The following is a 13,106-nucleotide window of genomic DNA, read 5'->3' on the forward strand; positions in this document are numbered from 1 at the left end:
CTGGCGAGAGAAAACTCTGATGAAAAACTGGAAAACAAGTGCAGAAGCAATCCTGACCACTGGCCCTGTCGTGCCGGTTATCGTGGTGAATAAGCTGGAGCACGCCGTACCTATGGCGAAAGCGCTGGTTGCGGGCGGCGTTCGCGTTCTGGAAGTGACCCTGCGTACTGCCTGCGCGATGGACGCGATCCGCGCTATCGCGAAAGAAGTGCCGGAAGCCATCATCGGTGCGGGCACCGTTCTGAACGCGCAGCAGCTGGCGGAAGTAACCGAAGCGGGCGCGCAGTTTGCCATCAGCCCGGGTCTGACCGAGCCGCTGCTGAAAGCGGCAACCGAGGGCACCATTCCGCTGATCCCGGGTATCAGCACCGTCTCTGAGCTGATGCTGGGTATGGACTACGGTCTGAAAGAGTTCAAGTTCTTCCCGGCGGAAGCCAACGGCGGCACCAAAGCGCTACAGGCGATTGCGGGTCCCTTCTCACAGGTGCGTTTCTGCCCGACGGGCGGCATCTCTCCGGCCAACTACCGCGACTACCTGGCGCTGAAAAGCGTGCTGTGCATCGGTGGCTCCTGGCTGGTTCCGGCGGACGCGCTGGAAGCGGGCGACTGGGATCGCATCACTAAGCTGGCTCGCGAAGCGGTTGAAGGCGCGAAGCAGTAAGCCTGTTGCCGACCTGCAAAATAAAAACGGGCCTGATGGCCCGTTTTTTTTATCCTTCGACCTTCACGGCTGCGGCGGCCGCTTTCGCCCTCGAGACGGCCTCGTCTACGGTATTACCCGTCGCTAAGGCCACGCCCAGACGACGGGTGCCGTCGATCTCCGGTTTACCAAACAGTCGGACCTGCATCCCGGCGCCAACCGCCCCTTCGACGTTATCAAAGGTGACGTTCTGGCTGGTCAGCTGCGGCAGAATAACCGCTGATGCCGCCGGGCCGTACTGGCGGATGCCGCCAACCGGCAGGCCGAGGAAGGCGCGTACGTGCAGCGCGAACTCGGAGAGATCCTGCGAAATCAGCGTAACCATTCCGGTATCGTGCGGGCGAGGTGAGACTTCGCTGAAAATCACCTCGTCACCGCATACAAACAGCTCGACGCCGAACAGGCCATAGCCCCCCAGGGCCAGCACCGTCTTGCGGGCGATTTCCCGCGCGCGCTCCAGCGCCAGGGCGCTCATCTGCTGCGGCTGCCAGGATTCGCGATAATCGCCGTCTTCCTGGCGATGGCCAATCGGATCGCAGAAATGGACGCCGTCCACGGCGCTGACGGTCAACAGGGTAATTTCAAAATCAAACCTGACCACGCCTTCCACGATGACGCGACCGGCCCCGGCACGACCGCCCTGCTGGGCATAGTCCCATGCCGTGTCCAGCGTACTGCTGTCGCGGATAAAGCTCTGCCCTTTGCCGGAGGAGCTCATCACGGGCTTAACGATGCACGGGTAGCCAATTTCTTCAACGGCCTGAATAAACCCGGCTTTATCGCCGGCAAAACGGTAGCTGGAGGTCGGAAGCTGCAGCTCCTCGGCCGCCAGACGACGTATACCTTCGCGGTTCATGGTCAGTTTTGCCGCCTTAGCACAGGGCACCACGCGCTGTCCCTCCTGCTCAAGGGCGATCAGCATATCGGTGGCAATGGCTTCAATCTCCGGTACCACGAAATCCGGCTTTTCCCCGGCAATTAACGCGCGCAGGGCGTTACCGTCAAGCATGTCGATAACGTGCGAGCGGTGAGCAACGTGCATGGCAGGTGCATCCTTATAACGGTCAACCGCAATCACCTCAACGCCTAAACGCTGGCACTCAATGGCCACTTCTTTTCCCAGTTCGCCCGATCCTAACAGCATGACGCGCGTCGCGGCAGGACGCAGCGCAGTTCCTAAACGAGTCATAAAAATCCCCCTGAAAACGATGCGGGCAGTATAAACGAAAACGTTTGCGTCTGTCTTGTCCGTGACCGCCGCGGCAGGCGAGAAATTTGCGCTTCTTTAGCACTGACAGACATTTCCTGACACCTGCTCGCTTAGGCTGTGAACGTTAAGCACCGTTACGTGAGGAAAAATATGTCAGGCTGGATGAATCAACTGCAATCCCTGTTGGGACAAAAAGGCTCGTCGTCCGGCGAGCAGGGGCTAAGCAAGCTGCTGGTGCCGGGCGCGCTCGGCGGGCTGGCCGGCTTGCTGGTCGCCAATAAATCATCGCGCAAGCTGCTCACTAAATACGGCACCGGCGCGCTGCTGGCGGGCGGAGGGGCCATTGCGGGCTCCGTTTTGTGGAACAAATATAAAGACAAGGTGCGCAGCGCGCATCAGGATGAACCGCAGTACGGAAACCAGGTGTCGCCGTTAGATTTACGCACCGAGCGGCTGCTCCTCGCGCTGGTGTTTGCGGCCAAAAGCGACGGCCATATCGACGATAACGAACGCGCCGCGATTGACCAGCAGATGCGCGAAGCGGGCGTTGAGGAGCAGGGCAGGGCGCTGGTGGCGAAAGCTATCGAACAGCCGCTCGATCCGCAGCGCCTGGCGCAGGGCGTAAAAAACGAAGAAGAGGCGCTTGAACTCTACTTCCTGAGCTGTGCCGCCATTGACATCGACCACTTTATGGAGCGCAGCTACCTGAACGCGCTGGGCGATGCGCTTAAGATCCCGCAGGACGTTCGCGAGGGCATCGAGAAGGATATCCAGCAGCAGAAACAGGCGCTTGTGGGCTAGGAGGCCATGTTTCGCTTGCATCATGCGCGCGTTTTGCCAACCTTATAGGATGTAAAACGAAAAAGTAAGAATGCCATGCCTCCAAAAGCCCGACGTACTCCTTATGCGATCGTCACGCATGGCGATACGCGTATAGATAACTACTACTGGCTGCGGGACGACTCTCGTTCCCGGCCAGAAGTGCTCGACTATCTGCACGAAGAAAACGACTATGGCCGGAAGGTCATGGGCACCCAGCAGGCGCTTCAGGATCGGCTGCTGAACGAAATGGTGCAGCGTATCCCCCAGCGCGATATCTCCGCCCCGTGGACCAAAAACGGCTATCGCTATCGCCATATCTATGAACCCGGAAACGAGTATCCCATCTACCAGCGACAGTCGGTGTTGAGCGCCGAGTGGGACGAATGGGATATACTGCTGGATGCCAACAGGCGTGCGGCCCACAGCGAGTTTTACACCCTGGGCGGCATGTCGATCTCACCGGATAACGCCATTATGGCGCTGGCTGAGGATTACCTCTCCCGCCGCCAGTACGGGTTGCGTTTTCGCAATCTCGAAACGGGAAACTGGTATCCCGAGATGCTGGAAAATGTCTCCCCGGATTTCGTCTGGGGCAACGATTCGGAAACGGTCTACTACGTTAAAAAGCATGCCTCGACGCTGCTGCCTTACCAGGTGTGGCGTCATACGGTAGGGACCGATTCCGCCGACGATGAACTGGTCTACGAGGAAAAAGACGAAACGTTCTACGTCAGCCTGCATAAAACGTCATCGCGCCACTACGTGATTATTTTCCTCTCCAGCGCCACGACATCCGAAGTGCTGCTGCTCGATGCCGAACTGCCGGATGCGCAGCCTTTGTGCTTCCTGCCGCGCCGTAAAGATCATGAGTACAGCCTCGATCACTTCCAGCACAGCTTTTACCTGCGCTCCAACCGGGAGGGCAAAAACTTTGGTCTCTATAAGACCAAAGTACGCGATGAACGCAAGTGGGAAGTGTTAATTCCCGCGCGCGATCAGGTGATGCTCGAGGGCTTTACCCTGTTCACCGACTGGCTGGTGGTGGAGGAGCGACAGCGCGGGCTGACCAGTATCCGCCAGATCAACCGCAAAACCCGCGAGGTGGTGGGCATTGCGTTTGACGATCCGGCCTACGTGACGTGGATTGGCTTTAACCCGGAACCGGAATCGTCACGTCTGCGGTACGGGTATTCCTCCATGACCACCCCGGATACGCTGTTTGAGCTGGATATGGATACAGGGCAGCGTCAGGTGATTAAGCAGGCGGAGGTCAGAGGGTTCGAGTCGGAAAACTACCGCAGCGAGCACCTGTGGGTGACCGCGCGCGACGGCGTTGAAGTCCCCGTGTCCCTAGTCTATCACAAGGACCACTTCAGCAAGGGCAAAAACCCCATTCTGGTCTACGGCTACGGCTCTTACGGATCCAGCATGGATGCCGATTTCAGCAGCAGCAGGCTGAGCCTGCTCGACCGCGGCTTTGTCTATGCCATCGCCCATATTCGCGGCGGCGGCGAGCTTGGGCAGCACTGGTACGAAGACGGTAAATTCCTCAAAAAGAAAAACACCTTTAATGATTACCTTGACGTCTGCGACGCGCTGATCGCGCAGGGGTATGGCGATCCGCAGCTCTGCTTTGGCATGGGGGGCAGCGCGGGCGGAATGTTAATGGGGGCCGTAATCAACCAGCGTCCCGAACGTTTTAAGGGGGTTATCGCCCAGGTGCCGTTTGTGGACGTGGTGACGACCATGCTGGACGAGTCCATACCGCTGACGACCGGCGAGTTCGAGGAGTGGGGTAACCCGCAGGATGAAACGTATTACCGGTACATGAAGGAGTACAGCCCCTACGATAACGTCGAGGCGAAAGCCTACCCGCACATGCTGGTGACCACCGGCCTGCACGATTCTCAGGTCCAGTACTGGGAGCCCGCGAAATGGGTGGCGAAGCTGCGCGAGCTGAAAACCGACGATAACCTGCTGCTGCTGTGTACCGACATGGATTCCGGGCACGGCGGTAAGTCGGGGCGATTTAAATCGTACGAAGGAGTGGCGCTGGAGTACGCCTTTTTGATTGGCCTGGCGCAGGGCACGCTGCCAGGCCATGCGGGAACTCAGGCTTCGCCTAAGTAATGCTTCAGCGTCAGGCGCAGTTCCGGGCTCATTCTGTCGAGGTTGTTATACAGCCAGCGCAGGTAGCCCGGATCCTTATCCGCGACCTCTGCCACCGGTTTTCCACGATATTTACCGAACGTGAAGGTGGTCAGGAGCGCGGGACGCCCGGTTATGGTTGCCATATCCTCCGGCGTCCAGCCAGAGGTATTCATGATGTCTATGAGTAACGCGGCGGTGATGTAGCAGTCATACAGGGCCCGGTGATGGTGCAGCCCCTCCGGCGTCCGCACGCTGAGCTTGCGTGACTTATATAGCGCCATATTGCTGTACTTGATCCCCGGCCACAGGCGGCGCGCCAGCTTCATGGTGCAAATCCACTCGCCGGGCATTTCCGGCAGCACGCGGCGGTCAAAGCTGGCGTTGTGCGCCACGTACCACTGACTGCCGTGATAGTGAGGAATGATCTCTTCAATCCACGGCTTGTCCGCCACCATCGACTCCGTAATGCGATGAATGGCCATCGCCTGCGCGCTGATGGGGCGATCCGGCCGCACCAGGTGACTCATCGGGTTGACTATCTTTCCGTCAATCACGTCGACGGAAGCGACTTCCACAATTCCACCCTGCAAATCGCAAGTTTCGGTATCGATAACGCGCAGCATCGATCGCTCCTGATCCTAAAATGCCTAGCCTAAAGGAATGATATCGCCTTGCCAACCCTGTCGGCCTAAAGAACCGGTTAGCAGCAGCTCGCCCTTATCGGCGCGAACGATCAGCTGGCCTTTCTCATCCCATAGCGCGCTCCCGCCGCGCGCGTTCGCCATTAAAACGGCGATAGCGTATTTGTGTGCGAAGCGCTGTAGCGCGCTAATGGACTGCCGCCAGCGGTGATCGCCCACCGCAAGGCTGCTGGTAAACAGCGTCGCCTCCGGATCCAGCTCCGGGGACTCACCCTGGTTATCAACGATGGCTAAGCGTTTGTCGCCTGGGATCACGCCCGCCCCGTTGCCCTGGGGGTAACGGCGAATGGTCGAGAGGCTGGGGGTAAAAAGCGCGAGGCCCTTCTGGCGCTGGCCGTGTTGCTGGAGCGTTACGCCGGCAATTACCGTGATAAAGCGCGACTGCGCGGCGTGAAGGAGGGGAGCAAGCTGTAAATCGTCGGGTGGCGGAGGTAACGTTGGATCTCCGGGGCCGGTAAGCGACAGCTCCGGAAAGACGATTAAATCGCACCCTTGCCGGGCTGCTTCGTCAATGAAATGCAGGTGGTGTTTTACGTGCTCGTCTACGCAGCCGTGCCGCGGGGCATACTGGGCCGCGGCAATATTCCATCGTGACATCGTGACTTCCTTATACACTGAGTCGCTGGGATTCTAAGATTACACCTAAATTTATCAGGGTTTTCTTATCCTGCCACATAACGCGTAAGGAAGTGTAACGAGACGTTAAGCTTATTTAACTTTAGGTTCGTACGGCAGGCGCGAGAGGTTAACCGACGCGAGGCGATGCGCGATCAGGCGTTCGCGAAACCAGTCGCGAAGATGCGCGGGCTGCTCACGTTCAACCACTTCGGCCACAACGGGCATGTTGTAACGCTCTTTAAATGCAACGCCAGCGGCGGCGAGATCGACGTTGACTTTGTCCATCTCGTCCTGAGGAAGGGCGGCCAGATTAACGTTCATTTCCTTCTCCTTTTTCTGCGGCGGCAACGTTACCGCGATTATTCAATGATGACAAGGGAGCAAAGGATGATCCTCGACTCGTCTATTATACAGCGTTATTCTTTACCATTCAGGCATAACGAAAAGGAATGATTGTGATGCATCTTACCCCTTCCCGCGTCGCGTGCGCGCTGGTTTTCCTTGTCTCTTCGGCAATCACGCCCTCGGCTCTGGCCCACGCCCATCTTAAACAGCAATCCCCGCAGGAAAATACGGTCGCGGCGGCGCCGAAGTTCATCACCCTGAGCTTCTCGGAAGGCATTGAGCCGGCCTTTAGCGGGGTAGCGGTGACCGACGCGCAGCAGCAGAAGATCAAAACCGGCGCGGTGAAGCGTGACGAGAAGGATAACGCGCGGCTGATTGTTCCTCTTGAACAGCGGCTGGCGAAAGGCACCTACACGGTGGACTGGCACGTGGTTTCAGTGGACGGCCACAAAACCAGGGGCAGCTATCGCTTTAGCGTGAAATAGTATGCTGGCACTGAGCTACGTAGCGTTACGCTTTATCCATTTTTCCGCGCTGATGCTGCTCTTTGGCAACGCGTTATACAGCGTCTGGTTTGCGCCGTCGTCGCTGCAGCGTCTGATGACGCAGCGTTTCCAGCTACAGCAGAAGGTCGCGGCCCTCATCGGCCTGGTGACGGCTGGGCTGATGTTTGGCCTGCAAAGCGGATTGATGGGCAACGGCTGGGGCGATGTCGTTAGCCCGGAGGTCTGGCGCAGCGTGCTGGGGACGCAGTTTGGCGGCGTCTGGCTGTGGCAAATGGTTCTGGCAGCGGTCACCGTGGGCGCAGCATGGCTGGCACCACAAAAAGGCTCACGGCTGCTACTGCTTGCCATGGGACAGCTCGTGCTGCTGGCAGGGGTTGGACATGCCGCGATGGACGCAGGCGCTCCGGGGGCGCTGCACCGTCTGAACCACGCGCTTCATCTACTTTGTGCCGCGACCTGGCTGGGCGGTCTGGTGCCGCTGCTTTTCTGCATGCGTCTGGCAACAGGGCGCTGGCGGCCAGCGGCTATCTTTACCATGATGCGCTTCTCCCGCGTGGGGCATTACGCCGTTGCAGGCGTGCTGCTTACCGGGCTCGTAAATACGCTGTTCATCGTTGGCATTGACGTACCGTGGCAGGCGCCTTACGTACGGCTGCTGTTGTTTAAATGTGCGCTGGTCATCATGATGGTGGCAATTGCGCTGACGAATCGGTATTTTCTGGTGCCACGCTTTCGCCCTGAGGCCGGGCGGGAACAACAGATTTTTATCAGGATGACACAGGCAGAAGTGGTGCTAGGCGCGCTGGTGCTGGCGGCAGTCAGTCTCTTCGCAACCTGGGAACCCTTCTGACAAGGTTAATAAACATATGAAAAAGACACTGCTTTCTCTTTTACTTCTTACCAGTGCCGGCAGCGCGCTGGCCGCACCGCAGGTCATTACCGTCAGCCGTTTTGAGATGGGCAAGGATAACTGGGCGTTTAATCGCGAAGAGGTGATGCTCACCTGCCGTCCCGGCCACGCGCTGTACGTCATTAATCCCAGCACGCTGGTCCAGTATCCGTTAAATGACGTGGCAGAGCGGCAGGTTGCCAGCGGGAAAAGCAATGGTCAGCCCGTCAGCGTGATTCAGGTTGACGATCCGGCTAATCCGGGGCAGAAGAAGAGCCTGGCACCGTTTATTGCGCGCGCAGAAAAGCTCTGTTAGCCGTCAGGTTTCCAGTAAAAAAAACCGCAGGGCTTGCAAAAGCGCTGCGGTTTTTCACATTTAGTGATGTTCTGACGCTTTTTTTCAGGCCACTTTTGCTGTGGACTGGAAAACCTGACGTCGTCATCTATTCTTAAAGGGCAAGGCGACAGAGCCTGCATTAATGCCAACTTTTAGCGCACGGCTCTCTCCCAAGAGCCATTTCCCTGGACCGAATACAGGAATCGTATTCGGTCTCTTTTTATCTATTGATTTTTCAAGGGCTTACCGGTCTCAACACGAACGCCCCCGAAAATTTTTCGAACATTCCATATCCTGCCTAAACCATAACATACTCTGCACCGCGTACGTCCAGGTATTTTTTGGTCATTGTTAAATTTTTGTGGCCGAGTAAACGCTGAGCAAATTCCTCTCCGCGCTCCTTTTCATAGAGCCTGCTCGCCAGACTTCTGATCTCATGGAAAGGCGGTGGGTTAGGTCCAAATTTTAACCCGGTCGAATCCCTTATCTCTGCAAATGCCTGGGTGAGTCCGTCAGGAGTTAGCGGCCCCGGCTTTCTCCCGCCGCGGCGAACCGGCGAGAAAAGCATGAAGTCAGAAGTGTTGTTCACCCGGCATCGTTCAATGACATCCTGCAACACAAGCCCGGCGACGTCCATCCTCAAATCAAGGGGAAGCGCCAGTTTGTGACCTGTTTTCTCCTGAGTAACGAAAAGCCTCCCGTCTTTGACGTCACTAAACCTGAACAGAGAGATATCTTCCCGCCGCTGGCCTGTGACAAGCGCCAGGTCGAATGCATTTGGCGCCCAGTCAGAATGAGTTAACGCAGCCTGGCGGATGGCGGTGAAATGTTCGAGCAATAAGCGCTCTCGTTTAACTTTCGGTGTCGGCGTTCGCGTCGGCTCGGCTGGGTTCTTGTCGACATGACCTTCTACGATCGCCTCCCTGAAGATGTCCATTAAGACTGAAAGCAGCCCGGAGGCCATGCTCTTTTTATCGCAGAGAATGTACGATTCAAGGAATGAGGCGATATCCTTTGTTGTAATTGATGCGAGGGGTATTTTTCCGAACTCTTCCTTTATCGCGGCGATCTGGTTTTGCCTGACCTTCATCGTGTTTGGTTTCAGCTCGCGCCGCTCGAGAATTACCTCGTAACGCTCAAGCCATGCAGCCACTGTGAAAGTGGGCACGTCTTTTATGCGATGCAGGAGAGAAGAGGGAAGGTAATTCTGGTCGATGTAGTTGTTGGCCTCAATGGCCTGGGCAACAGCGTCTTTGCGATCAATCCGGCCAAGAGAAATCTCCTGCCCGGTCAACGGATTGCGCCAGCTGTAAAGTCTGTCTCTTTTACGATAGGTCAGTTTACGGGGCAGGTTAGCGTCGTAACGTACTGGCCTTTTCTCCATGAGTCAGTCTCTCCAGTAAGGTGCCGCCGGAAGGCAGTTTGGTGGGTTTCGGTTTAGCGCGCAGATTCTTCTTGCGCGGATCCAGGTAAATAGCGTCAGGCTGAACCTTATATTCCTTTCCGTGCAGCTCTGGCGCGGGATAAATTCGCCCCTCCCGCGTCCATCGACGCAGAGTATAAAGGGAGGGTGGAGTCGCGTAGACCTCAGCAGCCCATTCCTGCAAGTTGAGAAGCTTAGCCATGTGAACTCCTTAGCTGCTAGGCATTATAAGCGAGGCCGCGTTGAGGTGTCGATTAATCGAAATCAGGCAAGAAAAAACCGCCCGGAGGCGGTTAGATTTAGTGCTGAGTAGAGTCAAAATTACTTTATTTTCAGTGCTCTTTTAGCTTCCTGCACAAGCCCATCCAATAATTTTTCTGATGCCTCAAGATCTGTTTCAGCGCCAACAAGGGAATTGATGGCATCAACCCTAAAGTCTGAGCGAGTAACGGCTCTCTTTTTGACGAAATCATTCAATAACTTAGAGGATTTTGGGGTTAGGGTAAAAGCAGAAAGTTGAGCTATGCGCTCAAGTTCCTGAATATCCTCCCAATAAAGATCGGTGAGTAATTTTTCCTGTTCAGGAGGATGTCTGTTAAAAGTATCATCCTGTTCCTGCGTGAGGCTTCATTCTAGATTGAGAAAATAGCGGTCAGTCATTTTGACTCTATATGCTTTATCAATTACATCAGTGAATGAGGCTAGGCGTTTTTCCCACCACTTTTCCTTGTAAAATCGGTTAAGAGCAAATTTAGCGGTTAAGAATGAAGCTGCAATACCGGTTACCAGCCCAATGATTACTTTTGAAGCTAGGTCGTAATATTCGAACTCGGTGAATCGCCACGGATAATCTAGACACTTCTGAGCCGTTGACAATATAGGTTTTCATATTCAGCCGGTGGCATCTGCTCGCTCGAACCATGACGACGCTTACTGTTATAAAACATTTCGATATAATCAAAAATATCGCTTCTGGCTTCGTCTCTCGTTCCGTAGATCCTTTTCTTAATCCGTTCGCGTTTCAGTAGCTGGAAAAAGCTTTCCGCAACTGCGTTGTCGTGGCAGTTACCGCGACGACTCATGCTGCCTTCCAGACCGTGTGATTTCAGGAACGACTGCCACTCATGACACGTGTACTGACTGCCCTGATCAGAGTGAACCAGTACCTGCTTTTGAGGATTACGCCTCCACACCGCCATAAGTAATGCGTTCAGGACAATCTCTTTTGTCATGCGGGGTTGCATTGACCAGCCGATAACTTTTCTGGAGAACAGGTCAACCACCACGGCCAGATACAGCCAGCCTTCGTGGGTTCGGATGTAGGTTATGTCCGTCACCCAACGCTCATCCGGTGAGTCCGGATTGAACTGCCGCTGGAGCCTGTTGGGTGTCACGATGCTGGTTTCGCCTATACGTGCCCGTGGGCTACGATACCCAACCTGAGCTTTTATTCCGGCACGCTTCATCAGCCGCCAGACCCGGTTCACTCAGCACTGCTGTCCGGTATCACGCAGATCGAGATAGATCTTGCGATAACCATAGACGCAGCCAGACTCAAGCCAGAACTGTTTGATCTGCCCGGTCAGTATCTGGTCTGTCTGGTGACGCTGTGAATGTGGCTGCTGAAGCCAGAAATAAAATCCACTCGGATGGACATCCAGAACCCGACAGAGCAAACGAACAGGCCAGCAACGGCTGTTGTCGCGGATAAAGGCGTACCTCAGTCGGACAGCTTTGCGAAGTACGCCGCGGCTTTTTTAATATGTCCCGTTCGTCCGTAACCCGCTTCAACTCTTTCTGTAGACGGCGGATCTCGGCCTGAGCATCTGACTGTTCATTATGAGTGTAAGAATCCGGACCGTACTTCTTTATCCAGGCGTAAAGACTGTGAGTGGTGATATCGAGACGTATTGCAACCCTGGAAACAGAATGACCACGATCAACAACCTGTTTGACTGCTTCAATTTTAAACTCTTCGGGATAACGTTTACCGCTCATGGGCACCTCTCTTGAAATCATCTTAAATGAATCTGGGATGTCTGTTAAATCCGTGGCGATTCAAACTTTTATATGAAAGGAGCAGTAAACGCATCATTGTCTGTCACTAGGGCAATGATAACCATGCGACAAATTTCAACAGGCGTGTGGACTGAAATATCAAGGAACTTCTGATTATATGGCGCTCAAGTAACGAGCGCCTATTTCCTATGCTTGTCTCATTTTAAACTTGTCTAACGCTACCCTTGCGATCTTGGATGCTGGTTTTTCTATGCATACATGTATTGCATAAGCTAGTACGAAGCTTGTAAGTAAGAGGAAGAGGAGTCTGGAAAAGCCGTGCAATTCAGCATAGTAAGGGAATATTTTCTTTATATCATACATATATCCAGAAACTACTAGGTGAACTAAGTATAAAGGGTATGATATATCACCAAGAAATGACAGTATTTTAGATTGTTTAAGCCCATAATACCGTTCATAATTCACAAAAGATACAAGCAACAAGAAACATGGTATGCCAATATCAAGCGGCCCGTGGGGAATGTCACCTCTTGATATACTTAATAGGAAGAATGCCATGCTAATTATAATAAAAGGTTTTGTGGTATTTTTTAAAAACACATAAGACTCATTTCTTTTTATATTTAGATAAAGCTCGCAGGCAATCATCCCAAAAATAAATTCAAGCATTAGTGGAGAACCCACCAATTTTATTAGTCCTGAAGTTTCTCCATTCCCTATCGTGGTGTGAGGGTTGAATGAAATAAAGCCGTTAAAATAATAGTTGGCTGAGATGAACAAAAGAACGATAATAGAAGAGGCGATTATGGTTCTTTGTTTGTGATTTAAAAGTAGTCCTAATGAAAAAATAAAATAAAATAATATTTCGTAAGTTAATGTCCATGCTGTGTTTATAGAAGAGTAACCAAACCATGGAGCAGGTTTGGTGTAGTCAAAGTGTATGAAAAGTAGGGATTTAATGGCTAGCTCAACATCGAAAGTAGACGGATACTGCATTATCACCCAAACAATGAAAACAGCTATATATACTGGGTAAATTTTAAAGAATCGTTTTGCGTAGAATGAAATCAAGGAATTATCATGCTTAGTTGAGAGGACAATAACAAAGCCACTAATCATAAAAAACAAATCTACCCCAAAGAATGCGCCATTGAATAAAATATCACCAAGATCCTTTTGAACATATACATCATTTAATATTCTTCTATAATGGTACATAACAACAAATAAAGCTGCCAACCCTCTTAAATAATGTATGGAAAATAACATGATAATCTCACAATGAGTGTGCTCAGAATTGTGATGATTGTACCATATTTGGAAGAGCTCCGTTAATAGATGTCTTGTCACAAGGCGCAAGAACTACTAATAATGTGATGAAA

General features: G+C 53.5%; 13 protein-coding genes and 1 pseudogene. 6 read left to right on the top strand and 8 right to left on the bottom strand.

What is annotated here, in order from left to right:
• Positions 1-19 precede the first annotated feature (19 nt).
• A complete protein-coding gene (kdgA, locus tag MOQ06_RS08160) occupies positions 20-661 on the top strand; it encodes a bifunctional 4-hydroxy-2-oxoglutarate aldolase/2-dehydro-3-deoxy-phosphogluconate aldolase (protein WP_023300441.1) in 642 nt (213 codons plus the stop codon).
• Between the two features lie 49 nt (positions 662-710).
• On the opposite strand, the gene purT is transcribed toward kdgA, so the two are convergent.
• Positions 711-1,889 carry a formate-dependent phosphoribosylglycinamide formyltransferase gene (purT, locus tag MOQ06_RS08165; protein WP_242172310.1) on the bottom strand — a complete coding sequence of 393 codons (1,179 nt, stop codon included), beginning with the start codon at positions 1,887-1,889 and terminating at the stop codon, positions 711-713.
• Between the two features lie 171 nt (positions 1,890-2,060).
• On the opposite strand from purT, the gene MOQ06_RS08170 reads away from it, so the two are divergent.
• Positions 2,061-2,711, top strand: coding sequence for a tellurite resistance TerB family protein (locus tag MOQ06_RS08170; protein WP_148418065.1), 651 nt, complete (start codon positions 2,061-2,063; stop codon positions 2,709-2,711).
• Positions 2,712-2,786: 75 nt separating this feature from the next.
• On the top strand, positions 2,787-4,862 hold the full coding sequence (gene ptrB / locus MOQ06_RS08175) for an oligopeptidase B (RefSeq protein ID WP_242172311.1): 2,076 nt from the start codon (positions 2,787-2,789) through the stop codon (positions 4,860-4,862).
• Here ptrB and exoX read toward each other — a convergent pair.
• From exoX to MOQ06_RS08190, 3 genes are all read right to left on the bottom strand, one after another.
• Positions 4,844-5,506 (bottom strand): exodeoxyribonuclease X, encoded by a 663-nt coding sequence (gene exoX / locus MOQ06_RS08180; RefSeq protein ID WP_242172312.1) that lies wholly within the window; start codon positions 5,504-5,506, stop codon positions 4,844-4,846. The two genes, ptrB and exoX, sit on opposite strands and share 19 nt — an antisense overlap.
• A 24-nt stretch (positions 5,507-5,530) precedes the next feature.
• Positions 5,531-6,181 carry a carbon-nitrogen hydrolase family protein gene (locus MOQ06_RS08185; RefSeq protein WP_242172313.1) on the bottom strand — a complete coding sequence of 217 codons (651 nt, stop codon included), beginning with the start codon at positions 6,179-6,181 and terminating at the stop codon, positions 5,531-5,533.
• 111 nt (positions 6,182-6,292) lie between these two features.
• A complete protein-coding gene (locus MOQ06_RS08190) occupies positions 6,293-6,523 on the bottom strand; it encodes a DNA polymerase III subunit theta (RefSeq protein ID WP_003859784.1) in 231 nt (76 codons plus the stop codon).
• Positions 6,524-6,660: 137 nt separating this feature from the next.
• Here MOQ06_RS08190 and yobA point away from each other — a divergent pair, with 137 nt between their 5' ends.
• From yobA to MOQ06_RS08205, 3 genes are read left to right on the top strand one after another with little or no spacing between them, the layout of a single operon-like run.
• Entirely contained in the window at positions 6,661-7,032 is a 372-nt protein-coding gene (gene yobA / locus MOQ06_RS08195) for a CopC domain-containing protein YobA (protein WP_242173229.1), read from the top strand.
• Between the two features lies 1 nt (position 7,033).
• Positions 7,034-7,903: a copper homeostasis membrane protein CopD gene (gene copD, locus MOQ06_RS08200; protein WP_242172314.1), complete on the top strand. Its 870-nt coding sequence runs from the start codon at positions 7,034-7,036 to the stop codon at positions 7,901-7,903.
• 16 nt (positions 7,904-7,919) lie between these two features.
• A complete protein-coding gene (locus MOQ06_RS08205; RefSeq protein WP_176610045.1) occupies positions 7,920-8,258 on the top strand; it encodes a YebY family protein in 339 nt (112 codons plus the stop codon).
• A 319-nt stretch (positions 8,259-8,577) separates the two neighbouring features.
• Here MOQ06_RS08205 and MOQ06_RS08210 read toward each other — a convergent pair whose 3' ends face one another.
• The 4 genes and pseudogenes from MOQ06_RS08210 to MOQ06_RS08225 all read right to left on the bottom strand — a co-directional run bounded on the left by MOQ06_RS08210 (position 8,578) and on the right by MOQ06_RS08225 (position 12,993).
• The gene (locus MOQ06_RS08210; protein ID WP_242172315.1) at positions 8,578-9,663 is read right to left on the bottom strand and encodes a tyrosine-type recombinase/integrase; all 1,086 of its coding nucleotides are present in this window, start codon (positions 9,661-9,663) and stop codon (positions 8,578-8,580) included.
• Complete coding sequence (locus MOQ06_RS08215; RefSeq protein ID WP_242172316.1) at positions 9,632-9,904, bottom strand: excisionase; 273 nt, start codon at positions 9,902-9,904, stop codon at positions 9,632-9,634. Before MOQ06_RS08215 ends, MOQ06_RS08210 begins: the two co-directional genes overlap by 32 nt.
• A gap of 649 nt (positions 9,905-10,553) precedes the next feature.
• Positions 10,554-11,700: pseudogene (locus tag MOQ06_RS08220) on the bottom strand (IS3 family transposase).
• Between the two features lie 207 nt (positions 11,701-11,907).
• Positions 11,908-12,993, bottom strand: a complete 1,086-nt coding sequence (locus MOQ06_RS08225) for an acyltransferase (protein WP_242172317.1) — start codon at positions 12,991-12,993, stop codon at positions 11,908-11,910.
• Between the last annotated feature and the right edge of the window lie 113 nt (positions 12,994-13,106).

The sequence above is a fragment of the Enterobacter sp. I4 genome, from assembly GCF_022669095.1.
GTDB classification, from domain to species: Bacteria; Pseudomonadota; Gammaproteobacteria; order Enterobacterales; family Enterobacteriaceae; genus Enterobacter; species Enterobacter pasteurii.

Coding starts and splice junctions, on each gene's coding strand:
- kdgA (WP_023300441.1), top strand. CDS start 20: ATGAAAAACTGGAAAACAAGTGCAGAAGCAATCCTGACCACTGGCCCT.
- purT (WP_242172310.1), bottom strand. CDS start 1,889: ATGACTCGTTTAGGAACTGCGCTGCGTCCTGCCGCGACGCGCGTCATG.
- MOQ06_RS08170 (WP_148418065.1), top strand. CDS start 2,061: ATGTCAGGCTGGATGAATCAACTGCAATCCCTGTTGGGACAAAAAGGC.
- ptrB (WP_242172311.1), top strand. CDS start 2,787: ATGCCTCCAAAAGCCCGACGTACTCCTTATGCGATCGTCACGCATGGC.
- exoX (WP_242172312.1), bottom strand. CDS start 5,506: ATGCTGCGCGTTATCGATACCGAAACTTGCGATTTGCAGGGTGGAATT.
- MOQ06_RS08185 (WP_242172313.1), bottom strand. CDS start 6,181: ATGTCACGATGGAATATTGCCGCGGCCCAGTATGCCCCGCGGCACGGC.
- MOQ06_RS08190 (WP_003859784.1), bottom strand. CDS start 6,523: ATGAACGTTAATCTGGCCGCCCTTCCTCAGGACGAGATGGACAAAGTC.
- yobA (WP_242173229.1), top strand. CDS start 6,661: ATGCATCTTACCCCTTCCCGCGTCGCGTGCGCGCTGGTTTTCCTTGTC.
- copD (WP_242172314.1), top strand. CDS start 7,034: ATGCTGGCACTGAGCTACGTAGCGTTACGCTTTATCCATTTTTCCGCG.
- MOQ06_RS08205 (WP_176610045.1), top strand. CDS start 7,920: ATGAAAAAGACACTGCTTTCTCTTTTACTTCTTACCAGTGCCGGCAGC.
- MOQ06_RS08210 (WP_242172315.1), bottom strand. CDS start 9,663: ATGGAGAAAAGGCCAGTACGTTACGACGCTAACCTGCCCCGTAAACTG.
- MOQ06_RS08215 (WP_242172316.1), bottom strand. CDS start 9,904: ATGGCTAAGCTTCTCAACTTGCAGGAATGGGCTGCTGAGGTCTACGCG.
- MOQ06_RS08225 (WP_242172317.1), bottom strand. CDS start 12,993: ATGTTATTTTCCATACATTATTTAAGAGGGTTGGCAGCTTTATTTGTT.